The organism is Paenibacillus sp. P46E (genome assembly GCF_001909095.1).
In the GTDB taxonomy this organism is placed as follows: Bacteria; Bacillota; Bacilli; order Paenibacillales; family Paenibacillaceae; genus Paenibacillus_AQ; species Paenibacillus_AQ helianthi.
The window spans coordinates 123,420-147,746 of the sequence record NZ_LVYZ01000110.1 but is presented as its reverse complement, the minus strand read 5'-3'; the positions used below and the strand labels follow the sequence as shown (position 1 = coordinate 147,746).

The following is a 24,327-nucleotide window of genomic DNA, read 5'->3' as shown; positions in this document are numbered from 1 at the left end:
CTTTCATGAATCCGAAACCGAATATCGTTAACCTCCCTGTGTACAAACCGGGAAAGCCTATTGAGGAAGTAAAGAAGGAGCTTGGTTTAAGCGATGTCATTAAGCTGGCTTCGAACGAAAACCCGTATGGTTCTTCACCAAGTGCTAGAGCTGCGATCATGGCAGAGCTCGATAATCTGTATCTCTATCCTGACGGCTCGGCGGCCGAATTGACTGCTGCACTGGCTGATCATCTTGGTGTGCAGAGCGACAATATCATCTTTGGCTGCGGCTCCGATGAGATTATCGCCTTGATAGCCCGTGCGTTTTTCCTGCCGGGAGACGAGACGATTATGGCAGACCAGACCTTTTCCGTATATAAAAGCAATGCTGATATTGAAGGCGCCGTCTCCATTGAAGTACCTCTGGTAAATGGTACACATGATTTGGATGCCATGCTGGCCCGCATTACAGAGCGCACCAAAATCATCTGGATCTGCAACCCCAATAACCCGACCGGAACGATTGTACCGGAGGAAGCGCTTGTCACTTTCCTGAATGCTGTACCGTCAGGGGTGATGGTTGTTCTGGATGAGGCTTATTTTGAATATGTGACTGATCTTTCGTATTCCAATGGAATTAAGCTGCTTGAATCCTATCCGAACCTGGTTGTACTGCGGACATTCTCCAAAATTTATGGCCTGGCTGCACTGCGTATCGGCTATGGGGTGGCGAGTCCGACGATTATTTCGTTGATTAACAAGGTTCGGGAGCCGTTTAATACTACACGTCTGGCACAGGCCGGAGCATTGGCTGCACTGGCTGATCAGGAGTATGTACAGGAATGCCGCCGTCTTAACAGTGCAGGTATCGTGCAGCTCCAGGCTGAATTCAAACGGCTGGACCTTGCATCCTTCCCGGCACATGGGAACTTCATTATGGTGGATGTACGAAAACCGGCTGTTGATGTTTTTGATGCATTGCTACGGCAGGGGATCATTGTCAGAGCAGGGCACAAGCTGTACCCTACCTATATTCGTGTAACCGTCGGTTCGGCGGAACAGAATAAGGCGTTTATTACTGCATTGGAACAGGCGCTCCAGGAACAGGGAGTACAGGTCTAAGGACCAACTGACAAGACGAATCTACAGAAGGCGGGTAGTTCAAAGAACATGACGACAAAAATAGCAATTTTCGGTGTCGGTCTGATCGGAGGCTCACTGGCCCTTTGCTTCAAAGGCAAGGAGGGCCTGACCGTTACAGGCCATGCCCACCGTCCTGAATCGGCAAAAAAGTACGTCAGCAGAGGCGTGGTCGATCAAGCCACACTTTCTCTTGAGGAAGCGGCGCTGGACGCTGATTTCATTTTTTTGTGCGTGCCTGTAGGCATGCTGGAAGATTACTTGCAACGGCTTAGTAAACTTCCTTTGAAGCCCGGTTGTATCATTACGGATGTTGGCAGCACCAAGGCCACAATTGCCGCCTGTGCGGTTTCACTGGACCTGCCCGGGGTTCATTTTATTGGCGGGCATCCGATGGCCGGTTCAGAACGCTCCGGTGTGGAGGCTGCATCTTCAATGTTGTTCGAGAATGCCTATTATGTCCTGACACCGCCGCCGGAAGTGCCGGAGGAAGCGTATCAGGCCCTTGAAGCTTTGCTTCTACATACCAAAGCGCAGATTGTCCGGCTTAATCCGGAGCGCCATGACGAGATTGTCGGGGCCATCAGCCATTTGCCGCATATTATTGCAGTTGCACTGGTGAATCAGATCCGCGCATATGACGATACCGATTCCCTGTACAGCACTTTGGCGGCAGGCGGCTTCCGTGATATCACAAGAATTGCCTCCAGTGATCCAATCATCTGGCGTGATATTCTGCTGAACAACCGCTCAGTCATGCTTCGTCTGCTGAGGGATTGGAGTGATGAGGTTTCTTCGTTCGTTCAATTGCTGGAGAAAGCGGATGGGGAAGGCATTGAAGAAGCCTTTCTTGAAGCAGGTGCTTTCCGCAGCCAATTGCCGGAACGGCGCAAAGGAATGATTACTCCGCTGTTTGATCTGCATATCGATGTTCCCGATCATCCGGGAATTATCGGACGGATCGCTACGGAGCTGGGTGATCAGGGCATCAACCTTAGCAATGTTCAGATTATCGAGAGCCGGGAGGATGTTCCAGGTATTATGCGTCTGTCCTTCCGCCAGGAGAATGATATGGAGCGGGCGAAGATTCTGCTACAGCACCACGATTATACCGTGTACGTATAAGGCCAGTAGGGCTGGATAATATCCCCTTCAAGCAGTCACTCCTTCAACCCATACATCAGTATGTGGAAGAGTGGGCTTGAAGGGGTTTTGTTGCGGAAGGGTTTACCTCTGCGGGAGCGGAGAATAATTTTCGAGCGTATCCCAATGAGGTGTGGGAATGTTCGCTCTGCTCTTTAAATCATTGAAGGCTTGATATAATGCAGACATCTCGTCAGCGGACACTGCTTTATCACCCAGGAGAATTTTGCCGACAGGGGTGTACAGCATAAGCTTCAGCAGGATATAGAACATTTTCCGTTGTTCCCGGGCCAATTTGATTTGACTCGCAGGTGCAACAGTATATCCGAGCTTCTCCAAGACTTGATGGCCCTCATCTACAGCAGCTATGACATGATGAAGCAGCATGTTGTCTTTTATAGCTTTGCGTAAGTCCCCATTATATGAAGGGGCAATGAAATTCAGAGGCAGGATCATCACAAAGTGGCTTTTCAGCCATTCATCCATATGGTTATGGTAGACTAATTTATATTTCGTGTTCACAAAAGCTTGGTCAATCACCGCCCGCCAAGAAAGCTCCTCACCTAAACCGCCAATGGTCATTTGCACCTTTGGAGCGCGTACGCAGTTCACCCGGCCGTTCTCCCTCCAGCCAGCACTCAACTGAAACCCGAAGGCAACCTGTTTCTTCACCGGACTGTGGGTTTCCAGATAATCGCGCATCTCTGAGGGGCTGGCATTATTCCCTACGAGGACTATATGACTGCTATGGTTCGCTGCAAGAGCAGGCAGTACCGCTTGGAAATCCGGATATTTCATCACTACAAAAACAAGGTCGTAGATATCCTCTGGCTGCAATTCACTGATTACATTTACCTTATCTGCCGTGGTACGGAATTGGAAATAATGCCGGATAACATTCCCGTTCTTTTGCAATTCATCCAGTCGCCCTCCTCTGGCCAGCATGGTCACATTGTTGTCTCCGCGCACCAGTACATGGGCTAAATAACTTCCCAAAACTCCGGCCCCATACACCAATATTCTCATAAAATAGTCCCTCCGTATCATGTAACCTATTCTGCATATAAGTTTTTAAATAATCGTATTCATATTTAAAAATTAACACAGCTCGATTCTAGCCCTAACCCAAACCGTTTGTCAATAAGTTTTTAAATATATATCTCGATATTTCAAAACTAAGCGAATCATGATATTATTAAATGTATTAAAAAACGTGGGATGTGAGTGAAGCGGTATGAACAAATTTGAAATCAGAACACAAATCAAGAAAGATGCAATCATTGCAGCCGCCCTGAAGCTTTTCCAGGAAAAAGGCTTCATAGACGTCAGTATAAAAGACATTGCCGCTGAATCCGGCGTATCCTCTGTGTCACTATATAACTATTTCGGCAACAAAGAAGGGGTAGTCAGGGAATGTGCGAATGTCCTAATGCAGAATACCGTCCGCAAGGCCAAGGAACTTCTGGGCCAAAATATAAATTTTAAAGATAAAATGCTCCAGGCTTTGGAGATTTGTGCTGATCAGGATTATCAATTACTCACTTCCCCGGGCGCAGTAGAGGATCAGGTGTTGTCTAGTCTGTACAATGAAAACACAAACCGGATTAGAGTCGAAATCATAGAGGAGTTCATCGGGGTGGGGAAAAAGGAAGGGGTTATTGATGATTCTGTTTCTATGGAAACCATATTGGAATTATTAACAGTGTTTGGGTCGATCCAATCCTCCTGGGCGAAAAGTGAAAATTACAAGGATAAAATGGTAGAGCTTAACCGGCTGCTCTTGTTTGGATTAATCGGACGGTCTTAAATACAGGATTTAAACCGGTACGGGGCGGAAATTAGAAAATATGCTTTTCACCAGGGCTACTAAAAATAGACAAAAAAAGACCGCTTACATAATAAGCGGTTACAGTTCACAATTTCTTGGAACCGTGTAGTATTTGGATAGGAGTGGAGAGAAACCATACTGTACTTTTATTATATGTATCCGTTTACATTTTGTCAACCCATTATTCAAAGATAATAAAATAATCTTCAGAGGCAGTTTTCAACACCAGTTAATTACAATGACTGTGTACGCTAATAGGTGATGTTCCTCTATTTTATGGCAAACTCATCTACTGCGTAATTCGACGCTAAAAGTCTATTAATGTCATCCTTCCAGATTGTATGTTATACTAGGTTAAGTATGTTTATAGATTTCCAGTGATCAGCAAGCGACCCGGTATTTGGCTGCCCGGAAATTAATGGACGTACATTTTTGTTTCTGTATCCACTTACAAGATGCCTTATTTATTGGGTACATGAATATACATAGGAAGTATTGCGTTTATACAGAGCAAATTTAGAGCAATTACCGCAACTTTTTGAACCTCGACCGGTATAAGAATTATGGACCGGACGGGATTACACGTGCTAGGGCGAGGAGGGCCGAACTCACCATGACGGATTCCCAGTTGATCCAGCTAATCAAGCAAGGAAATACAGAGATATACTCCGAATTAATGCGGCGCTATCAACGTAAAATATTGGCTTTTGTCTACCATATGCTTAAGAATTCCCATATGGAGCTTCTTGCTGAGGATCTGTGCTCGGAAACCTTTTACAAGGCGTTCCGGAGCTTGCATTCCTTCCGTGAAGTAGATGCATCATTCTCGACGTGGCTATATACCATTGCCCGTAATACCGTACTCAGTGAGCTTCGTAAGAACCGTGCCGGAAACATATCTCTCGAGGAAAGCGGATATACTCCTGTCGCCCCGATTGAAGTGGCTCCGGAACAGGCTGCACTTCGTAAAGAACGAATGAATCTGGTACGGGAAGCGATTAATAATCTTCCGGAGAAACAGCGCTCGGCGCTGATACTACGGGAATATGACCAAATGGACTACCAGGAAATTGCTGTGATTCTGGATCAGAGTGTCAGCTCCGTGAAATCATTATTGTTCCGTGCCCGGAGCAGTGTGAAGCTTCAACTCGAATCCTATTTTTATGAGCCTGAACCAGAAGAGCAGGCTGAGAGGGTGTAAGGCCTATGAATTGCAGGGAAGCGCAAGATTCCATTCCGCTGTTGTGGGACGCTCCCCCCACGGATCCCAGGCGGATCAAGCTTGAAAGGCATATTGCGAATTGTTCCTACTGTTCCTCTGAATGGGCGTTATGGCAGGAGAGCAGTCAGCTTATGCTAGATACACAGATTGAAGTCAGCGAAGAACAAGCGGAGGCTGTGAATCTTCGGGTAATGGAGCGGATTTATCTGGAAAGTCCCTGGCTGTTGCCGGGAGATGGTAAATCTGCCGGGAATTCTGCTGTTTTCCGCCGCAGGCTGAGTCTTTGGATCGCCTGTTTCCTGGCTGTTTTTATATCCAGTTTTCTGTATTTTACAATGTTCAGAACACCCGCCAATACTTCAGAGGCGCAGAGCGGGATTGTGGAGACCGGTGTGGCGGGTTTGTCCTTGGATTGGTCCTCCTCTTATCCTGCCTCTGAATCAGGCGGAGGGATCATTGAACCGCTAGTGGTAAGCATGGGGCCAACGCACCCGCAATATTGGATGATGCTATCCATGCTGGGTATAGGCCTGTCTATATTTTTACTGTTTAGACTGAACCGTTACCGCAGACAATAAAAAGCTCACTTTACTCCAGGGTTAATTTACTCCAGGGTAAAGCGGGCTTTTTTTATATTCAAGAATTTATTGGATTATAGCTATACATCCTCCATCTTCAAAAAGAAGACTTTTGTTTTCATTCGTGTTACATTATTAAGCAAACATAAATGGAAGGGCAGGGTGATAGGCGATGCTGATCGGCTTAATACGCCACGGGCTGACCGATTGGAATGCGGAAGGCAGAATACAAGGGCAAAGTGACATTCCGCTTAACAATGAAGGCCGGAGGCAGGCTGAGATGCTGGGAGACCGGCTTCTGCAGGAAACAACATACCGCTGGGATTTCTGTATCACCAGCAGTCTTTCACGGGCAGCAGAGACAGGCAGAATTGTAGCAGCCAAACTGGGTATTCCAATGCTGGAACCGGACGATCGCATCCGTGAACGTGCCTATGGCCAGGTTGAGGGGATGACTGCTGTACAGCGTGAAGAGAAATGGGGCAAGGATTGGAATCAGTTGTCTCTTGGACAAGAGACGGATGACCAGCTCCAGGCTCGAGCCCTTGCTTTTATGGAAGAGATTGCTGAGCGTTATCCCGAGAAAAATATCCTTGTCATCTCGCATGGAGGTTTTTTAGCGCAGCTCTACATTGCCTTGTACAAAGACAAATATTCTGAGCGTCTGGGGAATCTCTCGCTAACCATTCTGGAGAAGAAAGAGAAGGAATGGAATCCGCTGCTGTACAATTGTACACGTCATATTCTTCAAAACCAGCATTAACCCGACCTTTCGGGTTATTTTTTTTTGGGCAATTAGGAATAAAAAGGGCTGTATTTCCCATAATGGTAGTAAAACGGTGAGGCGATAAATGATGAATCTGGCGGATATGCTCAACTTTGCGGACATTGGTCAGCTTACCGCCATTGCGGGACGCTACCAATGTGATTGCAAGCGAAATTCCAAACATGATTTGATTCAGAGTATATTGATCACACTGGGAAGCCGCGAATTCATGGAGTCCCACATTCGGGAGTGTGCTCCAGAGGAACTGCGGTTTCTGAATTCTCTGTTGTTCGATGAACGCAGCCAGTTCAGTCTTGAGGATTTGCTCGCAGCAGCAAGGCAGGCTTCCTTCGATACGGACTCTGGCAAAAACGGAGGATACCGTGAGATGGTAGCCAGGTTCAAAAATGCCGGGTGGCTCTTCAGAGGCGCTTCCCAGCAAAGCAGGTATTTGTTCCGGGTTCCACAGGATCTGAAGATGCGTTTCCGCGAACGTATGGGTGAATGTATCAAGGAACAAATCTCACCAATAAGCGAGCCTGCAATCTACCGGAGCGAAGGAGAGATGCTGCCAGAAGATCTGCTGCTCTTTATGCGTTATATCCGGGAGAACGAGCCGGAGCTAAACCAAGAGGGTGCGATGCACAAGAGATACCAGCAGGGTGTGATGAACGCTATCCAGATTCCTGAGCCTCTCTTGGGTAAAGGCGGCTGGAAATTCGGCTATGGAAGAGCCTGTGAGCATTATCCTCCTAGACTTGCGCTTATGGTTGATTACGCCCGCCACCGACGATTTACTTCCGAGGAAGGCTTTCGGCTGAGGCTTACATTGGCGGGGGAAACACTGCTGGAGCAGCAGAAATCCGAAAAGCTGATGCAGATATACTCCTTTTGGTTAAAACTGTATAAATGCGCTATACCAAATCTGCCATCCCTCATATACTGGATAAGTGTAAGTGCTGGGAAATGGGTCACTGTGGATTCACTTGTTGAAGGTCTCGGCTGGTTAGTCAAACCCTTTTATTATGATAATGCCGCTTCAATTCTGGAGCAGCGCATCCTTCGGATGCTACTGCATTTGGGAATGATCCGGCTGGGTGAGACACCTCAGGGTCCAGCTGTAATGATGACTCCGTGGGGATTGGAGGCAGCTATGCCTAAGCAACTGAATTAGATAATATGAGTGCGGTTGTAGACTTGGAGAAGTGACATAGGCTTTTTTAGCAGAAGCGGGCGGTTCAAATTCAGAGTGAGTGTTGAACGCCTACTAGGGGGAGAAGAATGCGGATTGCTTATGGGAATTACATACCGCAGCTTGACGAATCTGTATATGTGGCGGAAGGTGCGAAGCTTGTCGGTGACGTTAGGATAGGACATCAGACGAGTGTCTGGTTCAACGCAGTATTACGCGGAGATTTGGCCCCGGTAATCATTGGGGATCGCTGCAATATCCAGGACGGGACAGTAGGACATGTGGCTGACGGGCTGCCGCTGGTGCTGGGTGATGACATCTCGGTGGGTCACTCTGCGATTATCCATGGATGCAGGATAGGCAAAGGCACATTAATTGGAATGGGTGCAATTGTATTGAACGGTGCAGAGATTGGTGAATATGCTTTAATAGGAGCCGGATCGATTGTAACCGAAAACAAAATCATACCACCCTATACCCTGTCATTAGGTTCACCCGCCAAAGTAGTCCGTGAATTAACGGAACAGGATCTGCAGCGGATGGTCCGAACAAGCGAGAGTTATGTACTAAAAGCAAAAGAATATGGAAGGATCTAAACAGCGGAGGTGTATCGAATGGACAAAATGAAGGCTACCTATGAAGTGATGCTAGGACTTGCGGCAGAAATGGTGTGGGATGAAGCACTGCGAAAGCGTCGTACCGACATCTTGTACCGGGAGATCGACACGGCGCTGGCTGCCGGAGATAAGACGGCGTTTCGCAATCTGACTGAGGAATTGAAAAGTTTGGCATAAAAAAATTACGGGAAATGCGCCTGGCGCATTTCTTTTTTTGAAATAAAAAGATTTATATGGTTTACGCTATAACGCTTCCTTCCATTTGTTACAATGACATTTATAGCAATAGTGTAAACCTTAGAAAAGGAGTGTGCTGAAATGAAATTTAGTGATTTCACTGTGGATAGCTGGTCGGAAAACCGCAGGTTTTTTGATACCTGCTTAATCCCGTTTACAGGACTAAGGGGCACGGAGAGTCCGCCTGAAGTGGCTGAAGCTCTCGAGAGACTTCGGAACTTTCTGGACCTTGCCGAAAAACCGTTTCAGGGGCGTGTCGTGACTTACCCGGCTCTTCAATATACAGGAGCTGAAAGTTTGGCCTACATAAACGAGATTTGCCGAAAAGTCAAATCCAGTGGTTTCCAGCATGCGATTGTGCTCAGCGCAGATATTCCACTGACTGCCGCTGAAATTTATGAAAGCGATTTAGTTCTCTCCCTGCCTGACATCCGGGCATCTCAGAGTGAAGCTTCTGGAAGCTATGTCAGAGACGAAATTGCAGCAATGTGGCTTAAATGAAACCGGGTTAAATGTGACAAAAAATCAACAATTCATGTGAAAACAATAAAATGTCGCCGTCACAATTTAGACAATATTCTTGACGGGTTTTAGACGCTGGGCTATGATTAGATTGAACTTATGTCATGTGATAATTATCATTGAAAACGTATTATTAACAGAAATTTGCTTTTAATCTACACTGCAGGTGCCTTCTCAAATGTGAAAAGGGGGTTACACACCGTATGAGCAGCCATAATGAGGAGCATGAATCATTCCCGCAAGGACCTCCCACCCGGAAAGAGATGTCCCGGAGACAGTTTTTAACGTACACGCTTGGAGGGGCAACCGCATTTATGGGTGCAGGTGCGATTCTGCCAATGATCCGTTTCGCGGTAGATCCGGTATTACATAAAAAAGGTGCGGGTGAATTCATTAAAGTTGCGGAAGCAGCCAAGATCACCGATGTTCCTCAGGAGTTTACCTTCGAACTCGCACAGCAGGATGGATGGTACGCCAGCACAGCTACGCTGACAGCGTGGATCCGAAAAGACGAAAATGGAGATATTTATGCGCTTTCACCCGTCTGCAAGCATCTCGGCTGCACAGTGGGCTGGAATAATGACAAGGCGTATCCGGATGAATATCATTGCCCCTGCCATGGAGCGAGATATACGAAGCTGGGCAAAAACCTTGCCGTTGCCCCCAAGCCCCTCGACCAGTACAAGACCAAAATAGATGGGGATTGGGTCTATCTGGGCGAGATCGTTCCCAATACCGAGGTTAAAAAGGAGGCGTAGATCTGATGTTTAAGAATGTCTACAACTGGATTGATGAACGTCTGGATATTACGCCGATCTGGAGAGATGTTGCCGACCATGAAGTTCCTGAACACGTGAATCCGGCGCACCATTTTTCGGCCTTCGTGTATTGCTTTGGAGGACTCACTTTTTTCATTACAGTTATCCAAATTTTATCAGGTATGTTTCTCACCATGTATTATGTGCCAGATATTATCAATGCTTATGCCAGTGTGGAATATTTGCAGACCAAAGTAGCTTTTGGTCAAATTGTGCGCGGGATGCACCACTGGGGAGCGAGCCTGGTAATTGTCATGATGTTCCTGCACACGATGCGGGTATTCTTTACCGGTTCCTACAAAGCGCCGCGTGAGATGAACTGGGTGGTGGGGATGCTGATTTTTTTCGTGATGCTGGGCCTCGGTCTTACCGGCTATCTGCTGCCTTGGGACAATAAAGCTTATTTCGCTACTAAGGTTACACTTGAGATTGCCAATTCCGTACCGGTCATGGGGCCGGTGCTGAAGGAGCTGATGCAGGGCGGCACCATCGTCGGTGCGGAAACGCTGACCCGTTTTTTTGCCCTCCATGTATTCTTCCTCCCGGCGGTCCTGCTTATTCTGCTCGTCGGACACTTTATTATGATCCGCAGACAGGGTATTTCTGGTCCGCTCTGAGCCCTGACCACAGCTAAAGGAGGAAATGCAATGGCTCACGGAGACAACTCCAAAGAAAAGATTGTTTATGTGGGAGATTCCCGGGTACGGAGAGGCAACGGCTTCATCACACCACCGGATTACACGGCTTACCCCGGCAAATCGGAAGCCTTTATCCCAAACTTCCTGCTTAAGGAATGGATGGTAGGCGTTGTGGTGCTGGTAGGCATACTAGTCCTGACGATTTCTGAACCTGCCCCGCTGGGCTTTCCGGCAAATGCCAGTGCTACGGTTATCCCGATTCCCGACTGGTATTTCCTGTTCTTGTATCAGTATTTGAAACTGCCATATGCCTCGGGCGATTATATCGTTCTTGGCACGCTTGGTGTTACAGGGGTAGCCTTTGGTTCGCTGCTGCTGGCTCCTTTTCTGGATACGGGCCGTGAACGCCGCTTCTACCGCCGTCCTATAGCTTCCTCGCTGATGTTTCTCTCCCTGGCTGCAATTGTCTATCTAACTAATACGGCCTGGACGGAATACAAGCATGAAATGGCTGAAACCGGCCAGATTCCCGAGGATGTGCAGCGTGAGGAAAAAGCGGCTGAGAACAAGGCAAAAGGCTTGCCGACTACCAGCGCTGTCCAGACGAAGGAAATTGCAATCGTCGATAAAGACGATCCAGCGATGGCATTATACAAGCAGGCTACCTGTGTCTCCTGTCATGCAGTTGATATGAAGGGAGGCGGTGGGCCGCCATCACTGAGAGGTGTGGGAGATACCCACGATAAGGAAGCCATCCTCGCCATTATTAAGAATGGCCAAGGGCAGATGCCTCCAATGTATGATACTGCGATGTCAGCAGGCCTCAGTGAGCAGGATATTGACAGTCTGGCGGGCTGGCTTGCCAAACAAAAAAGCGAACAGTAAAATAATCATAACGCATAAACCTGATCGAACCTGCGGTCGGGTTTTTGTATGCATTCATACCAAGCTGCCACATTCGGGAGGTTAAGATTGTATATGCCGGTTCACTGGTTTGAGAGATTATTTAAACACCGGGGCGTCATGTGGCTGCTCTTCATTGTGAATTTCCTCGGAACCATTTATGGATACATATGGTATGGTAATCAATTGGAATTCACGGCGGAAAATTATCCTTCGTGGCTGCTTCCGTTTGTGCCGGACAGTCCGACGGCAAGCTTGTTCTTTACCCTCGCCCTGCTGTTGCTGCTGTTTCCACCCAAAGGAATCAAAGGAACGCTTGTCCGTGAGCTTATAGAGGCTCTGGCTGTGGTTACTTCGGTCAAATATGGCATATGGGCTGTCAGTATCATTTTTGCAGGGGGGTATCAGGGAGATACAGTGAGCTTGAAGGACTGGATGCTGGTCGTTTCGCATACCGGTATGGCGGTTGAGGCACTGATCTACGCCCGGTTCTTCTCCTTCCGCAGAATGCTGCCGCTGGCACTGCTATGGGCTTTTGCCAACGATATGGTGGATTATTCGGAAGGTGTGTTCCCTTGGCTGCCGAATGTGCTCGAGGATGACGTGATTGGAGTACAGTATTTCACCATCGCGTTAACCTTTCTGAGTACTGCCGCAGCCTGGTTATTCGGAGGCAGATCCAGGAAGTCTGAACGGCTGGACAGGCCTCCGGTCAGAGGCTGAAAGATGTTCTAACCCTTGTCCTCCTGCCATACATTTAAGGGTAGGAGGGATGTCTCATGCCGTGCAGGACATATAGGATGCTAACAGGTTTGATGTTGTGCTGGCTGCTGGCCGGCATGAATGCAGGGACTGTTAACGCGGAAGTTTCCAGGCAGGAGGGGGACGGCAGTCTTTCTGTTCAGGCAGTCAATGCTGCAGGAAGTTATGCGCCGGCGCTCACCGCTAAGAATGCTGCCCAGCGGCTGGATGAAGCGGCCGAGGCTTTATATGGTTATGTGCTGGAAGGCGACGTGGTGAAGGCTAGACAGGAGAGCGAGAAGGTTTCACAGATTTTTGTATCGTCTTCGTTTGAGGGCCTGACTTCTGTGGAAGGGATCAATGCGTTGTCAGACGTCATTATTGACTTAAAGGCGGCACTTGCCGCAGCGCAGATTGATCCGGAGAAATGGGAAGCTGCCGCAGCAAGGCTCCGGCTTGCTGCCAACAGTCTAAACCATCCGCGTCAGCCGATGTGGCTGCAATACTATAAGCTGATCCGCGAGGATCTTAATGATATGGAGCGGAGTGCCGCAGCAAATGATCTCAAAAGCTGGCAAGCTGCACTGGAACGTCTGCAGAGCAGATACGCTAACATCCGTCCAGCGATCATCATTTCCCGGCCCCCTGAAACGGTCAACGCGTTTGATTCCTGGTTGTCCTACGCCGCCGGAATTCCTTCTGCCTCACAGCCTGTAGGCCGCGCACGGCTTCTGGAGATTATCTCTTACGGGCAGGATGCCGCCAGAGTACTGTTCGGCAAAGAAAGGGATGAACCCGCATTGTCACTACCACTCCCAACGCAGGGATACGGAGCCTGGGGCCTGCTGGCCGGGGGATTCATCATTGCTGCTCTTGCTTATGTAGCATTCCGCAAGTACCATGGGGAGAATGAAGAATGGAAGCCGGTATAGAGCGGTGGCGTGAATGGCAACATGGTTGGGATTTTTCGGATGAAGATCAATACATTTGCCATCCTAAAGACTGCCTGGCTTGCAGGTTACCCTTGCAAGCCAGGCAGTCTTTGCCTCGTATATTTGGGTGCTCTGCTCCGGTCAAGTCTGCCGGAAACCCTCACCGTGTACATCATGGACATCACTGATAATCACAAACGCCTTGGGATCAACGGATTTAACCAATTGGCTTAGCCGGCGGATCTCCTGTCGGGAGACTACGCAGTAGACCATGTATTTGGCCTGTTTGGAATAGGCGCCGATGGCTGGGATCAGTGTTACGCCACGATCCATTTCTGCTGTAATCAGATCAGCGATTTGCGGAGCATCATCACTGATGATCGTGAAGGCTTTGGCGGCATAGGCTCCCTCCTGGATGAAATCAATCACTCGCGAAGAGATGAAGACTGCAACCAGAGTGTATAGAATTTTCTCACGGGGAATATAGAGCAGGGAAGCGCCGATAATAATTACATCAACTGCCAGGATAATCTGCCCCATGCTCCATCCGAATTTACGTCCCAGAATTCTTGCGACGATATCGACTCCGCCTGTTGTGCCACCAAAACGGAAGACGATACCAAGTCCCAGTCCGAGTGTAACCCCGGCATATAATGAAGCAAGAATAAAGTCATGCTCGGTGCTGAAGGTGACAATCCAACCTGCATCAATCATTCGCTCGAACAGCCAGAGGAAAAACGACAATGCGCCGATTCCAACGCCTGTATAGGCGATTTGCCGTCCGCCAAGCACTTTCCAGCCCAGTAAAAAGAGCGGGAGGTTAAGCAGCAGGGTAGTTAAAAAGATGGGGATGTTGAAAGCATAGTTAAGCAGGATGGTAATCCCGGTTACACCGCCCTCCATCAATTGGTTGGGGACGATAAAGTAGAGCAGGCCAAATGCATATACAGCCGCTCCCAGCATGATTGGTGCTGCTGTTTTAACAATGGTGGAAGCTACTTTGGAAGATGAATTCATGTAATCCCTCGCCTGGCCCGGTTATGGGCATAATGTATTGGTGAACTTTTTTTGGTTGCTTTTCATGTGATTATAGCATTCGCCGGGTGTCCGGGGCCTTAAGAAATGAGCAGTCACCAAAAAAGATTTGTCTTCAAAACGTCTTTACGATAACATAGGGGCAAACAGAAGGCAAGAACATACGGGGGGGCGAAGAAACAGTTTATGGATAAAAGTCTTGGTGACATACAGCGTGAGGTTGACGCTTATATCTCACAATTTAAAGAAGGTTACTTCAGCCCGCTGTCCATGCTGGCCCGAATGTCAGAGGAGGTGGGCGAGCTTGCCCGGGAAGTCAACCATCAGTTTGGCGAGAAACCCAAAAAGGCAGATGAAGCGGATAACTCGATTGAGCTTGAGCTGGGAGATATTCTGTTTATTACCGTTTGCTTTGCCAATTCACTGGGGATTGATCTGACTGAGGCCCACAATAAAGTGATGCACAAATTCAATACCCGTGATGCCGGACGGTGGACACTAAAAAACACCGATTAGGCTTCTATAACATATGCTGTACCAAACGAACGGGATTTAGCCGTGAGGATGGTGGGCAAATGGATCATAACGATTATGTTAAAGCGGCATACCGATCAATTCTCCGCAGTGATTTTGCAGAGGCAATCACTTTGTTCGAAGCGGCTATTGCGGCCAGCCCGGATGATGCCGAGGTCAGATACCGCTGTTCTATTACGTATGCCCGCAGCGGCATGCTGGAAAGAGCGCTGGAGCATGCACAGGCGGCGGTGAATCTGGATAGAGGAAAACCGGAGTATGGTCTTCACCTTCAGCATTTGCAGGCACTGCAGCTTGTCCGGGAGGCTAAAAGGCTGCTTGAGGATGATATTACGGGGGCTAATAACCCGTATCACCCGATTACCTTATTGAAGGAAGCAATCGTTCTTGACCCCTTGTACGGGGATGCATATGTATGGCTAGCCATTGCACACAGCCGCATGAACGAGCATGTGCAGGCGATTGCCGCACTCAAAGAAGTCATGTCCCTGCACCCGGATGATTCCGGGCTGCGGCAGCTGATGAAGGACCTTCAGAAATCATTGCAAAAGTATATGGGATAAGATAATTGTTAACCAGTCATAGCGAGGAGGAATAAGGGTGAGTGACAAGATCAGAGTTATCGTCTCCGGGGCAGGAGGCAGAATGGGCAAAGAGGTTGTTAAGCTGGTGCTACAGGATGAAGAGCTGGAGCTTGCGGCAGCCGTAGACCGTTCAGCTAGCGGCAGCGACGCCGGCCGTTTGGCAGGGCTGGAAGAGTGCGGAGTTAAGGTTGTAGCTGATTTGGAAGCTGCCCTTGCAGAGAGCGGCGGAGAGGTTCTCGTTGATTTCACCACGCCGCAATCGGCTTATACCCATACTGCACTTGCGATTAAATATGGGGTGCGTCCGGTTATCGGTACTACCGGATTCACTCCGGAGCAGATTTCCGAGCTGGACAAGCAATGCCAGGACCGGGGAATTGGAGGGCTTATCGCGCCAAATTTCTCAATCGGAGCGATTCTGCTAATGAAATTTGCCGCTCAGGCATCCAAATATTTTCCCCATCTGGAAATTATCGAAACCCATGGAGACCAGAAACTGGATGCTCCTTCAGGTACAGCGATCAAAACCGCAGAGATGATATCTGAAGCAAGAGAGGAGCTCCGTCAGGGGAATCCTAAAGAAGAGGAAGTAATCGAAGGCGCACGGGGAGGCTATTATAACGGTTTTCGTATACACAGCTTACGGCTTCCAGGTGTCTTTGCACAAGAAGAGGTGGTCTTTGGCGGGTATGGGCAATCGCTCAAAATCCGTCATGATTCCTATGAGCGGGCAGGCTATATGCCTGGTGTTAAGTTGGGGGTCCAGAAGGTAATGGGCTACACCGGGTTGATTTATGGTTTTGAGCACTTTATTGAATAGACGGGGGATATCATCATGTTGAAAATCGCATTTATCGCGCATGACCGGAAGAAAGATGAAATGGTTAATTTTGTGACTGCTTATGAGCATGTATTTGTAGGACATGAATTGTTTTCTACCGGAACTACCGGTCAACGCATTATGGAAGCAACAAAGCTGTCCATTCACCGATATATGTCTGGGCCGCTTGGCGGCGATCAGCAGATCGGTTCACTGGTAGCTACCGATGAGCTGGATCTGATCATTTTTCTGCGGGATCCGCTGATGGCGCAGCCGCATGAACCCGATATTACCGCCCTGCTTCGCCTGTGTGATGTATACGGTATTCCGGTGGCTACCAATATCGCGACAGCTGAGATTCTAGTCAAAGCGATTGACCGCGGCGATTTTGCCTGGCGTGAACTTGTACATAAATACAAGCCGGGTGTCGACGAATGAAGCTGGATATTCTTGTGTTCGGTGCGCATGCAGATGATGCAGAAATCGGTATGGCGGGCACTATTGCCAAACATACTGCTGCCGGACTCCAGGTTGGGTTATGTGATCTGACGGCTGCGGAAATGTCATCGAACGGAACTGTGGAACGCCGCAAAACCGAAGCACAGCAGGCAGCGGATGTGCTCGGGGTTTCTGTGCGCACAAATTTGGGTCTTCCCGACCGTGGGCTGTACCTGACAGAGGAGCATCTGGAGGCAGTGACACTGGAAATCCGCAGATTTGCACCGGACATTGTGTTTGCACCTTACTGGGAAGACCGGCATCCGGATCATATTGCCTGCAGCAAGCTGGTGGAGGAAGCGGTGTTCAATGCCAAGCTTCGGAAGTATATGCCGGACAAGCCTGCAGTCCCTGCTCCACAGCTGTATTTTTATTTCATTAATGATTTGGGGCGTACTGATCTTATTGTTGATGTGACTGAGCAGTACGGTCTGAAAGAGCAGGCTCTGTCCTGCTACCGGTCACAGTTTGAGAAAACCCCGGGAGAGGATGTTGTGTCCACTCCCTTAACGGAAGGTTATATTGAACGTGTCCGCTCCAGGGATATGCTGCTTGGACAGCGGAGATTGATTCCTTATGCGGAGGGGTTCGCCAGCAAAGTACCGTATGCTGTAGATCTGTTCAGTTCACCGCTCAGGCAGCGGTAGAATCAGTAACCTTTCTAAAATGGTCATAAACCACTATAATAAATTCATATCATTACACGAAGTAATGAACTCAAGTCTTATAAAGGGGACGGAGCGATGGACCGGCTAAAAATAGGCATCACCTGTTATCCGTCTCTTGGCGGCTCGGGTGTTGTGGCAACAGAACTGGGCAAGCTATTGGCCGAAAAGGGTCATGAGGTCCATTTTATAACACATAGTATCCCGTTCCGGCTAGGAACGTTTCAGAAGAATATCTTTTATCATGAGGTAGAGGTTAACGATTATTACGTCTTCCGTTACCCTCCTTATGATCTGGCACTTGCAACCAAAATGGCACAGGTGGCCAAGATGGTAGGGCTGGACCTGTTCCATGTCCATTACGCGGTGCCGCATGCGGTTTGCGCCTATCTCGCCAAGCAAATGCTGGGCAATGATATCAAGGTAGTGACCACCCTGCACGGGACCGATATTACGGTGCTTGGTCAGGATGAATCGCTGAAGGACCTGATCCGTCTGGGTATTAACGAGAGTGACGCGGTGACGGCTGTTTCGCAAGACCTTATCAAGGAGACCCGCAAGGTACTCGATATTACCCGTGACATCGATCTCACTTATAACTTTGTCGACAAGCGTGTGTATTATCCCCGGGATGTGACCGATTTGCGGGAGGATTTCGCTGCACCTGACGAGAAAATTCTGATGCATATCAGCAACTTCCGGCCGGTCAAACGGGTATCGGATGTGGTGGATATTTTTGCCAAGGTGAATCAGGAGCTGCCTTCACGCCTGCTGCTGGTTGGGGAAGGACCGGAGCTGCCCAAAATCCAGGCTAAAATCTGTGAAATGGGACTGGAGGATAAGGTTCGTTTTCTCGGCAAGCAGGATGAGATTGCGCAGGTAATCTCTTTGGCTGATCTGCTGCTGCTGCCTTCGGAGAAGGAAAGCTTTGGTCTGGTTGCGCTTGAAGCGATGGCTTGCGGTGTACCGACTATCGGTTCGGAGGCCGGAGGTATTCCTGAACTGATCCAGCACGGGAAGACCGGATTTCTGGCACCCATCGGAGATACCGCAGCAATGGCAAAATATGCGGTTAAGCTATTGTCTGATTCCCAAATGGAGGAACAATTCAGAACGGCTTGTCTGGAACGGTCCTGTAATGACTTCAGCAGAGATGTGATCACTAATCAATATGAAAATATCTATTACCGGGTACTAGGGCGCAAAGTGCGCGGATTGGATACAATCCAGAGTTAGGGAGTGCTTGCATTATGGAATGGACAATGGCGCCTTCCGAAATGGCCCAAGCGGCGAATGTGGTGTTATCGGCCCTGCTTGAGCATGGCCACGAGGCATACTTCGTTGGCGGCTGCATCCGTGATGAGCTACTGGGACGGCCAGTGCATGATATGGATCTGACGACTTCGGCACTGCCCGGAGAGGTCATGAACCTTTTCCCGCGCTGTGTACCAACCGGACTTGCACACGGCACCATTACCGTTCTTCAGGGTGGCTGGAGCTTTGAAGTGACAACGTACCGGACGGAGAGCGGTTATGCCGACCACCGACGTCCGGAGCACGTATTATTTGTAAGAGATGTGAAGGAAGATCTCCGCCGGCGTGATTTTACGATCAATGCCATGTGCTGTGGTCTTGATGGAATTATGGTTGATCCTTATGGCGGAGAAGCAGATTCGGTACGACGACTGATCCGCTGTGTAGGTGATGCAGAGGAACGCTTCGATGAAGACGCGCTGCGCATGCTCCGCTGTGTCCGCTTCGCATCAGTGCTTGATTTCCGGGTCGCCAAGAATACTTGGCGGGGTCTCCTGCGCCAGCGTGACAAGCTGGCGCACATTGCCGTGGAGCGCGTTCGCGCGGAGCTTGAACGCATCGTCCTCGGCCCGCATCCCGTGCGCGGCCTCGGACTGCTGGCGCGCAGCGGGCTGCTGCCGCGCGGCAAGGCGCCGTTCCCCTGGACCGGCAGCGACATGGCGGCAGCCGCCGCCCTGACGGCCGGGATCGGGGACCTGCAGGACGCCCACCTGAGGTGGGCGCTCCTGCTGCATGCCCTGAAGCGGTCGGCCTCCGAGGCCGACGAGCTGCTGCGGGCATGGACGTTCCCGGGGGCGACGCGCAGCGCCGTCGCCGGGGTACTGCGCGTCCGCGAAGCGTGGGACGCAGCGCTTGCGGAGGTGCCGCCAGGGGAACCCGGCGGCACGGAGGCCCTGCGGCGGCGCTGGATCGCCGCCGTGCTGGCCCACGGCCAGTCAGCCGCCGAAGGGTGGCTGACGCTGCTTGCGGCGCTGCCGGAGGCCGCGGCGCCTGGCCTTGCTCTTCCTGCGCCTGCCCCAGGCGCCCCTGCCGCACAGCGGCCTGACGCGCCTGTAACAGGCGTCCCTGCCGCACAGCGGCCTGACGCGCCTGTAACAGGCGTCCCTGCCGCACAGCGGCCAAACGCGTCAGACATCCCCGCTCTGCGGTCCTGGAGCGCGGGGATGCCGCTTCATGCCTTGGCGGAGCTGGCAGTGACGGGCAGAGAGCTGGCTACGGTACTTCAGAAGCGGCCGGGTCCGTGGCTGGGTGCGCTGCTGCAGCAGCTGCTCATGGCTGCAGCGGCAGGTGACATTCCCAATGACAATCGATTATTGCTTTTGGAAGCAAAAAGGATGGATAGTAATGAACAGTAATGAGAGGCTCCGGCTGCCTTGGGCCGGGAGGGACACCTTTACATGCAGTTGGCTGGATCGTGTTCAGCTGCTGGAAGAGGTGGTCTCTACTCAGGAAGAAGCCAAGAAGCTCGCCGAGAACGGTGCTCCCGAAGGTACATCCGTCCGGGCTGAAGAACAGACCGGCGGCAGGGGGCGGATGGGCCGGAAATGGCATTCCCCCCGCGGTAAAGGGATTTGGATCAGCATTGTGCTTCGTCCAGAGCTACCATTGTCACTAACTCCTCAGCTTACACTGCTGGCAGGAGTTGCCGTCTGCACAGCTATCCGCGAGGTTACTGGTGTACAGGCGGGGATTAAATGGCCCAATGACCTGCTCGCGGGCGGGCGCAAAATCTGTGGCATCCTGCTGGAATCCTCTCTGCGGGAAGGCGGTCTCCATTACTGCATTGCCGGAATAGGCATTGCCGTTAATTTGACGGAAGAGGATTATCCCCAGGAATTGAAGGGCATCGGCACCTCTCTGTTGATCGAAGGCGGCGGCATTCCTATTGACCGTACAGTGCTAACTGAGGCAGTTCTGACTGAGCTGGAGTACTTATATATTCTTTACAATGAACAGGGATTTAAGCCAATCAGAGAATTGTGGGAGTCCATGTCCGTCACACTGGGACGCCAGGTCTGTTATAATACCCCGGAAGGACGCTGCGAGGCTCTGGCGGTGGGGCTTGATGAGAATGGCGGGCTGCTCCTTAAGGATAGAACGGGTGCTGTTATGAGTGTGCTCTCGGGAGAGATTGAAATGATCTGAGATGACGAGGTTCCATTCCTTGTCATCTTTTTTTGAGGATATAAAATGTATTGGTTCTGCACCCTAAATGTTCTTTAACTTTCTGGTGAAACAGAATGCGTTTTTTTCAAAAGACCAGCACACTATTTCTTCATAGTTTACTTGCTTGCAGATTTTGTTATAATAAGGACAGAGACGGTATCGATTTTCGGGCTGTACTCGGGAAGAAACCTTTTATTTCAGGAATTTGCTGTTAGATTCACCTTCATAACTGTATTTCACGGTTACGTTGGATTCTGCTCTGAGCCGTAAGGACCGAGACAGAAGGGACGATCGCGAGTGACTCTTTTTTGCCCATCGGACCTTTTTAGCGGACTTATGCTAAAAGGTTTTTTTGTTTGCGCGTATACGCGTAATTAAAATGTAAGAAAGTATAAGTTTCACTCTATACTTTATCCTTACATTTCTCGCTGAAACGGATACCGTCCTTTTAAGGACGGCGAAGTCGTGTCCACTTGACTGCGAAAAGGGGAATGGGAGCCTATGGCTGACAAACATGCGTTAAATATTGTGAAAATGAAAAAAATGAAAACGGACGGCGTGCCGCTGAGCATGCTGACCGCATATGATTATCCCTCAGCCCTACTGGCTGAAGAAGCGGGCATAGACCTGATACTGGTCGGTGATTCTTTGGGGAATGTAGTTCTTGGATATGACACCACTTTACCGGTGACTATAGAAGATATGGTGTACCACACCCGTTCGGTTACCCGGGGAGCCCAGCATACTTTTATCGTAGCGGATATGCCGTTTATGACCTATCACGGCAGCATCGATGAAACTTTGCGCAGCGTGCGGCGACTGATGCAGGAAGGACGGGCACATGCCGTCAAAATGGAGGGCGGACTGGAAATCTGCGATACGGTATCCGCAGTAGTAGCTGCCGGTGTTCCGGTGCTTGGCCATATCGGCCTCACCCCGCAGTCTGTAAATATGATCGGGGGCTACCGTATTCAAGGTAAGGACGCCAAGGATGCACAACGGCTGATGGAAGAAGCGAAGGCGCTTGAAGCAGCCGGTGTGTTCGGGATCGTATTGGAGCTGGTGACCGAAGAGGTGGCTGAAGCTATCTCCAAGGCGGTCAGCGTCCCGACCATTGGAATTGGAGCAGGCCGTTATTGCGATGGACAGGTGCTGGTTTTCCATGACCTGTTACGTTACGCCTCTCCATACCGGGAAAAACGATTTGTCAAAACCTATGCGGATGTTGGCACTCTGATCCGTGAAGGGATTAGCAGCTATGTCCAGGAAGTGAAGGACCGTTCCTTCCCGGCAGAGAGTCATGTTTTTAACGCAGAAGAGCATGTGCTGGAATCTTTATACGGCGCAGCCGGAAAAGGAGAGAAATAAGATGAGAGTAGTCAGAACGGTTCAACAGTTGCGCGAAGCGCTGGATTATATGCGGATGGGAGGCCATGCGCCGATAGGCTTTGTCCCGACAATGGGCTATCTCCATGAAGGACATGCCAGCCTGATCCGTAAAGCGGGTGAAATGAGCAACACGGTTGTGATGAGCATTTTTGTTAATCCGCTACAATTTGGGCCGAATGAGGATTTCTCTTCCTATCCGCGTGACGAACGCCGTGATCTGGAGCTTGCAGAACGTGAAGGCGCCGATATCGTGTTCATACCTTCTGTGGAAGAGATGTACCCTCAGCCTATCCGTACCAAGGTATCGGTGGACTCGCTGACGACTCAGCTGTGCGGGGCTTCCCGTCCTGGACATTTTGACGGTGTAACCACAGTAGTAAGCAAACTGTTCAACATGGTGCAGCCGGATTATGCCTTTTTCGGACTCAAGGATGCCCAGCAGGTTGCTGTTTTGCGCCGGATGGTATCTGATCTCAATATGAATGTTGAAATTGTCGCCTGTCCGATCGTCCGGGAAGGGGATGGACTGGCGCTCAGCTCACGGAATGTTTACCTCAGCAGCGAAGAGCGCAACCAGGCTCTGGTTCTGTCCCGCTCGCTCCGTGATACCCGCAAGGCGCTGGAAGATGGAACCGTCAGAACAGTGGATGAAGCACGCAAGCTGCTGGTATCAATTATTTCTTCATCGCCTCTAGCCGTCATTGATTATGTAGAAATCCTGTCTTTTCCTGGCCTCGAAGCTCTGGAGAACGGGTTACCTCTCAGCAATGCAGAGGGAGAGGTTATCATGGCGCTGGCTGTGAAGTTCGGCAGAACCAGGCTGATCGACAATAATGTTTTTATTCCCAAGGAGGTACACGCACTTGTTTAGACATATGATGAAATCCAAAATCCACCGTGCCACCGTAACGGAAGCCAATCTGAATTATGTGGGCAGCATTACCATAGATGAGAACCTGATGGAAGCGGCTGACCTGCTCGAAAATGAAAAAGTACAGATTGTCGACAATAATAATGGTTCCCGTCTGGAAACGTATGTCATTCCCGGCCCCCGCGGCAGCGGCGTTATTTGTCTGAACGGAGCAGCTGCCCGGCTGGTGCAGCCTGGAGATACAGTAATCATCATCTCCTACGCTATACTGTCCGCTGAAGAGCTTGCCGCACATAAACCGACGGTTGTATTCGTGGACGCTGATAATAAGCCGGTTAAACTGGCAGATCACGAGCTGCATGCAACTATTGCCTGAAGCTTAAGTCATGCAATCAATGCCAGGGATGAAGAGGCCCGTACTTGTGAAAAATGAAGGCAGGCAAGCTTAAGCTGATTTCATTTTCAGTAAGGGTGGGATGTCCCGTGTTTCAACATTTATTTGCTGAGATGAACAAGATGCTTCAGGAAATCACCGCCGACTTCCCTACTGCGGAGGGTGCCCGCCGGAATGACCTTTTATGTAAGTACAACATGCTGCACCGACTTAGCGACGAGGTAATGGATGAATGGCTGTCCTTTGCCGAGAAGCTGAGTGATTTTCGTCAAAATGCTGATTTTTCTCTGCCTTTCGAAGAGGAAATGCCACAGGTTGAGGCGCCTGAGCTTGTTATGGACTCCTTTGTCCGTGGACAGGGCTACTACAAGCTGCTTATGTACCGGAAATGCATCGAACAGTTCAAGGATGTCATCACCCGGTATCCGGATAGTCTGGCGGCACGCCTGTATTTGGCAATGGCCTACCTCCAGGAGGGGGAATTAGACGTTTCCTGGGGTCATCTGAATCACATGCTGGTCCTGATTCGTGAGAAGAAGCTAAAAGCCATGATCTACAATGCGCTGGGCTGCATCAGAGCCTCTCAGGAGCGCTATAGTGAGGCTCAGGAGCTATTTAGCCTCTCCTTGCAGCATGACCCCCTGCTCGCTGAACCAAGCGTAAATATGGAGGTGTGCCGCAGGCGTGGAGGCAAGCTGCAATTTGGGCACCAGCTGGTTTCGCTTTTATAACCCTTATTCCTCCATTTAAGCGATGCATCCCGCTAACCAAGGGGTGTGCATCGCCTTTTTTCGTAACA

General features: G+C 49.9%; 29 protein-coding genes and 2 pseudogenes. 29 read left to right on the top strand and 2 right to left on the bottom strand.

The annotated features are described in order from the left end of the window. Positions 1–5 precede the first annotated feature (5 nt). On the top strand, positions 6–1,103 hold the full coding sequence (hisC, locus tag A3849_RS31715) for a histidinol-phosphate transaminase (protein ID WP_074115007.1): 1,098 nt from the start codon (positions 6–8) through the stop codon (positions 1,101–1,103). Between the two features lie 48 nt (positions 1,104–1,151). Beyond that, positions 1,152–2,246, top strand: a complete 1,095-nt coding sequence (locus tag A3849_RS31710; RefSeq protein ID WP_074115006.1) for a prephenate dehydrogenase — start codon at positions 1,152–1,154, stop codon at positions 2,244–2,246. A 102-nt stretch (positions 2,247–2,348) separates the two neighbouring features. Here the strand turns inward: A3849_RS31710 and A3849_RS31705 are convergent, their stop codons facing one another. Continuing rightward, positions 2,349–3,290, bottom strand: coding sequence for a ketopantoate reductase family protein (locus A3849_RS31705; RefSeq protein WP_074115005.1), 942 nt, complete (start codon positions 3,288–3,290; stop codon positions 2,349–2,351). A 208-nt stretch (positions 3,291–3,498) separates the two neighbouring features. Between A3849_RS31705 and A3849_RS31700 the strand changes: the two genes are divergently transcribed. From A3849_RS31700 to A3849_RS31640, 14 genes and pseudogenes are all read left to right on the top strand, one after another. Then, positions 3,499–4,071, top strand: a complete 573-nt coding sequence (locus tag A3849_RS31700; RefSeq protein WP_074115004.1) for a TetR/AcrR family transcriptional regulator — start codon at positions 3,499–3,501, stop codon at positions 4,069–4,071. Positions 4,072–4,705: 634 nt separating this feature from the next. Beyond that, positions 4,706–5,293 carry an RNA polymerase sigma factor gene (locus tag A3849_RS31695; RefSeq protein WP_074087633.1) on the top strand — a complete coding sequence of 196 codons (588 nt, stop codon included), beginning with the start codon at positions 4,706–4,708 and terminating at the stop codon, positions 5,291–5,293. A 5-nt stretch (positions 5,294–5,298) separates the two neighbouring features. After that, positions 5,299–5,394: pseudogene (locus A3849_RS34140) on the top strand (anti-sigma factor family protein); the annotation flags it as partial. 51 nt (positions 5,395–5,445) lie between these two features. Beyond that, entirely contained in the window at positions 5,446–5,892 is a 447-nt protein-coding gene (locus tag A3849_RS31690) for a hypothetical protein (protein WP_256701150.1), read from the top strand. Positions 5,893–6,064: 172 nt separating this feature from the next. Further along, positions 6,065–6,655, top strand: coding sequence for a histidine phosphatase family protein (locus tag A3849_RS31685; RefSeq protein WP_074115002.1), 591 nt, complete (start codon positions 6,065–6,067; stop codon positions 6,653–6,655). A gap of 91 nt (positions 6,656–6,746) precedes the next feature. Further along, complete coding sequence (locus A3849_RS31680; RefSeq protein WP_074115049.1) at positions 6,747–7,832, top strand: hypothetical protein; 1,086 nt, start codon at positions 6,747–6,749, stop codon at positions 7,830–7,832. A 107-nt stretch (positions 7,833–7,939) separates the two neighbouring features. Continuing rightward, positions 7,940–8,446, top strand: a complete 507-nt coding sequence (locus A3849_RS31675) for a gamma carbonic anhydrase family protein (RefSeq protein ID WP_074115001.1) — start codon at positions 7,940–7,942, stop codon at positions 8,444–8,446. Positions 8,447–8,464: 18 nt separating this feature from the next. Further along, positions 8,465–8,644 (top strand): IDEAL domain-containing protein, encoded by a 180-nt coding sequence (locus A3849_RS31670; protein ID WP_020427670.1) that lies wholly within the window; start codon positions 8,465–8,467, stop codon positions 8,642–8,644. A 141-nt stretch (positions 8,645–8,785) separates the two neighbouring features. Beyond that, entirely contained in the window at positions 8,786–9,205 is a 420-nt protein-coding gene (locus tag A3849_RS31665) for a DUF2487 family protein (protein WP_074115000.1), read from the top strand. Between the two features lie 224 nt (positions 9,206–9,429). Further along, positions 9,430–9,984, top strand: a complete 555-nt coding sequence (locus A3849_RS31660) for a Rieske (2Fe-2S) protein (RefSeq protein ID WP_074087638.1) — start codon at positions 9,430–9,432, stop codon at positions 9,982–9,984. A gap of 5 nt (positions 9,985–9,989) precedes the next feature. Next, positions 9,990–10,661, top strand: coding sequence for a menaquinol-cytochrome c reductase cytochrome b subunit (qcrB, locus tag A3849_RS31655; protein WP_020427667.1), 672 nt, complete (start codon positions 9,990–9,992; stop codon positions 10,659–10,661). Between the two features lie 30 nt (positions 10,662–10,691). Continuing rightward, a complete protein-coding gene (locus A3849_RS31650; protein ID WP_074114999.1) occupies positions 10,692–11,567 on the top strand; it encodes a menaquinol-cytochrome c reductase cytochrome b/c subunit in 876 nt (291 codons plus the stop codon). 93 nt (positions 11,568–11,660) lie between these two features. Beyond that, entirely contained in the window at positions 11,661–12,308 is a 648-nt protein-coding gene (locus A3849_RS31645; protein WP_074114998.1) for a DUF1405 domain-containing protein, read from the top strand. Between the two features lie 56 nt (positions 12,309–12,364). Beyond that, a complete protein-coding gene (locus tag A3849_RS31640) occupies positions 12,365–13,258 on the top strand; it encodes a sporulation protein YpjB (protein ID WP_083613763.1) in 894 nt (297 codons plus the stop codon). Between the two features lie 141 nt (positions 13,259–13,399). On the opposite strand, the gene A3849_RS31635 is transcribed toward A3849_RS31640, so the two are convergent. Beyond that, entirely contained in the window at positions 13,400–14,275 is an 876-nt protein-coding gene (locus tag A3849_RS31635) for a YitT family protein (protein WP_074114996.1), read from the bottom strand. A 204-nt stretch (positions 14,276–14,479) separates the two neighbouring features. On the opposite strand from A3849_RS31635, the gene A3849_RS31630 reads away from it, so the two are divergent. The 13 genes and pseudogenes from A3849_RS31630 to A3849_RS31575 all read left to right on the top strand — a co-directional run bounded on the left by A3849_RS31630 (position 14,480) and on the right by A3849_RS31575 (position 24,259). Further along, on the top strand, positions 14,480–14,809 hold the full coding sequence (locus tag A3849_RS31630; RefSeq protein WP_074114995.1) for a nucleotide pyrophosphohydrolase: 330 nt from the start codon (positions 14,480–14,482) through the stop codon (positions 14,807–14,809). Positions 14,810–14,868: 59 nt separating this feature from the next. Then, complete coding sequence (locus A3849_RS31625; protein ID WP_074114994.1) at positions 14,869–15,390, top strand: tetratricopeptide repeat protein; 522 nt, start codon at positions 14,869–14,871, stop codon at positions 15,388–15,390. Positions 15,391–15,427: 37 nt separating this feature from the next. Next, on the top strand, positions 15,428–16,231 hold the full coding sequence (dapB, locus tag A3849_RS31620; protein WP_074114993.1) for a 4-hydroxy-tetrahydrodipicolinate reductase: 804 nt from the start codon (positions 15,428–15,430) through the stop codon (positions 16,229–16,231). Positions 16,232–16,246: 15 nt separating this feature from the next. Next, a complete protein-coding gene (gene mgsA, locus A3849_RS31615; protein WP_074114992.1) occupies positions 16,247–16,669 on the top strand; it encodes a methylglyoxal synthase in 423 nt (140 codons plus the stop codon). Next, positions 16,666–17,376: a bacillithiol biosynthesis deacetylase BshB1 gene (gene bshB1, locus A3849_RS31610; RefSeq protein ID WP_074114991.1), complete on the top strand. Its 711-nt coding sequence runs from the start codon at positions 16,666–16,668 to the stop codon at positions 17,374–17,376. The genes mgsA and bshB1 overlap by 4 nt, the downstream gene beginning before the upstream one ends. A gap of 96 nt (positions 17,377–17,472) precedes the next feature. After that, positions 17,473–18,630: an N-acetyl-alpha-D-glucosaminyl L-malate synthase BshA gene (gene bshA / locus A3849_RS31605; protein ID WP_074114990.1), complete on the top strand. Its 1,158-nt coding sequence runs from the start codon at positions 17,473–17,475 to the stop codon at positions 18,628–18,630. Between the two features lie 14 nt (positions 18,631–18,644). Further along, positions 18,645–19,475, top strand: a pseudogene (locus A3849_RS34075) (CCA tRNA nucleotidyltransferase); the annotation flags it as partial. Positions 19,476–19,568: 93 nt separating this feature from the next. Continuing rightward, on the top strand, positions 19,569–20,063 hold the full coding sequence (locus A3849_RS33830) for an HD domain-containing protein (protein ID WP_256701148.1): 495 nt from the start codon (positions 19,569–19,571) through the stop codon (positions 20,061–20,063). Further along, complete coding sequence (locus A3849_RS31595) at positions 20,053–20,853, top strand: biotin--[acetyl-CoA-carboxylase] ligase (protein WP_074114988.1); 801 nt, start codon at positions 20,053–20,055, stop codon at positions 20,851–20,853. The genes A3849_RS33830 and A3849_RS31595 overlap by 11 nt, the downstream gene beginning before the upstream one ends. Before the next feature lie 522 nt (positions 20,854–21,375). Next, on the top strand, positions 21,376–22,242 hold the full coding sequence (panB, locus tag A3849_RS31590) for a 3-methyl-2-oxobutanoate hydroxymethyltransferase (protein ID WP_074114987.1): 867 nt from the start codon (positions 21,376–21,378) through the stop codon (positions 22,240–22,242). A gap of 1 nt (position 22,243) precedes the next feature. Further along, positions 22,244–23,134 (top strand): pantoate--beta-alanine ligase, encoded by an 891-nt coding sequence (panC, locus tag A3849_RS31585; protein WP_074114986.1) that lies wholly within the window; start codon positions 22,244–22,246, stop codon positions 23,132–23,134. Then, positions 23,127–23,510, top strand: coding sequence for an aspartate 1-decarboxylase (panD, locus tag A3849_RS31580; RefSeq protein WP_074114985.1), 384 nt, complete (start codon positions 23,127–23,129; stop codon positions 23,508–23,510). The genes panC and panD overlap by 8 nt, the downstream gene beginning before the upstream one ends. 107 nt (positions 23,511–23,617) lie before the next feature. Next, positions 23,618–24,259, top strand: coding sequence for a tetratricopeptide repeat protein (locus A3849_RS31575; RefSeq protein ID WP_074115048.1), 642 nt, complete (start codon positions 23,618–23,620; stop codon positions 24,257–24,259). Positions 24,260–24,327: the final 68 nt, after the last annotated feature.

Excerpts from the sequence above, each read along its gene's own strand:
- mgsA (WP_074114992.1), top strand. The coding sequence starts at position 16,247 with ATGTTGAAAATCGCATTTATCGCGCATGACCGGAAGAAAGATGAAATG.
- A3849_RS31665 (WP_074115000.1), top strand. The coding sequence starts at position 8,786 with ATGAAATTTAGTGATTTCACTGTGGATAGCTGGTCGGAAAACCGCAGG.
- A3849_RS31710 (WP_074115006.1), top strand. The coding sequence starts at position 1,152 with ATGACGACAAAAATAGCAATTTTCGGTGTCGGTCTGATCGGAGGCTCA.
- A3849_RS31645 (WP_074114998.1), top strand. The coding sequence starts at position 11,661 with ATGCCGGTTCACTGGTTTGAGAGATTATTTAAACACCGGGGCGTCATG.
- A3849_RS31675 (WP_074115001.1), top strand. The coding sequence starts at position 7,940 with ATGCGGATTGCTTATGGGAATTACATACCGCAGCTTGACGAATCTGTA.
- A3849_RS31660 (WP_074087638.1), top strand. The coding sequence starts at position 9,430 with ATGAGCAGCCATAATGAGGAGCATGAATCATTCCCGCAAGGACCTCCC.
- A3849_RS31595 (WP_074114988.1), top strand. The coding sequence starts at position 20,053 with ATGAACAGTAATGAGAGGCTCCGGCTGCCTTGGGCCGGGAGGGACACC.
- hisC (WP_074115007.1), top strand. The coding sequence starts at position 6 with ATGAATCCGAAACCGAATATCGTTAACCTCCCTGTGTACAAACCGGGA.
- A3849_RS31630 (WP_074114995.1), top strand. The coding sequence starts at position 14,480 with ATGGATAAAAGTCTTGGTGACATACAGCGTGAGGTTGACGCTTATATC.
- A3849_RS31625 (WP_074114994.1), top strand. The coding sequence starts at position 14,869 with ATGGATCATAACGATTATGTTAAAGCGGCATACCGATCAATTCTCCGC.
- A3849_RS31695 (WP_074087633.1), top strand. The coding sequence starts at position 4,706 with ATGACGGATTCCCAGTTGATCCAGCTAATCAAGCAAGGAAATACAGAG.
- A3849_RS31700 (WP_074115004.1), top strand. The coding sequence starts at position 3,499 with ATGAACAAATTTGAAATCAGAACACAAATCAAGAAAGATGCAATCATT.
- A3849_RS31685 (WP_074115002.1), top strand. The coding sequence starts at position 6,065 with ATGCTGATCGGCTTAATACGCCACGGGCTGACCGATTGGAATGCGGAA.
- panC (WP_074114986.1), top strand. The coding sequence starts at position 22,244 with ATGAGAGTAGTCAGAACGGTTCAACAGTTGCGCGAAGCGCTGGATTAT.
- A3849_RS31650 (WP_074114999.1), top strand. The coding sequence starts at position 10,692 with ATGGCTCACGGAGACAACTCCAAAGAAAAGATTGTTTATGTGGGAGAT.
- A3849_RS31635 (WP_074114996.1), bottom strand. The coding sequence starts at position 14,275 with ATGAATTCATCTTCCAAAGTAGCTTCCACCATTGTTAAAACAGCAGCA.
- bshB1 (WP_074114991.1), top strand. The coding sequence starts at position 16,666 with ATGAAGCTGGATATTCTTGTGTTCGGTGCGCATGCAGATGATGCAGAA.
- A3849_RS31680 (WP_074115049.1), top strand. The coding sequence starts at position 6,747 with ATGAATCTGGCGGATATGCTCAACTTTGCGGACATTGGTCAGCTTACC.
- A3849_RS31670 (WP_020427670.1), top strand. The coding sequence starts at position 8,465 with ATGGACAAAATGAAGGCTACCTATGAAGTGATGCTAGGACTTGCGGCA.
- A3849_RS31690 (WP_256701150.1), top strand. The coding sequence starts at position 5,446 with ATGCTAGATACACAGATTGAAGTCAGCGAAGAACAAGCGGAGGCTGTG.
- qcrB (WP_020427667.1), top strand. The coding sequence starts at position 9,990 with ATGTTTAAGAATGTCTACAACTGGATTGATGAACGTCTGGATATTACG.
- bshA (WP_074114990.1), top strand. The coding sequence starts at position 17,473 with ATGGACCGGCTAAAAATAGGCATCACCTGTTATCCGTCTCTTGGCGGC.
- A3849_RS31640 (WP_083613763.1), top strand. The coding sequence starts at position 12,365 with ATGCCGTGCAGGACATATAGGATGCTAACAGGTTTGATGTTGTGCTGG.
- A3849_RS31705 (WP_074115005.1), bottom strand. The coding sequence starts at position 3,290 with ATGAGAATATTGGTGTATGGGGCCGGAGTTTTGGGAAGTTATTTAGCC.
- panB (WP_074114987.1), top strand. The coding sequence starts at position 21,376 with ATGGCTGACAAACATGCGTTAAATATTGTGAAAATGAAAAAAATGAAA.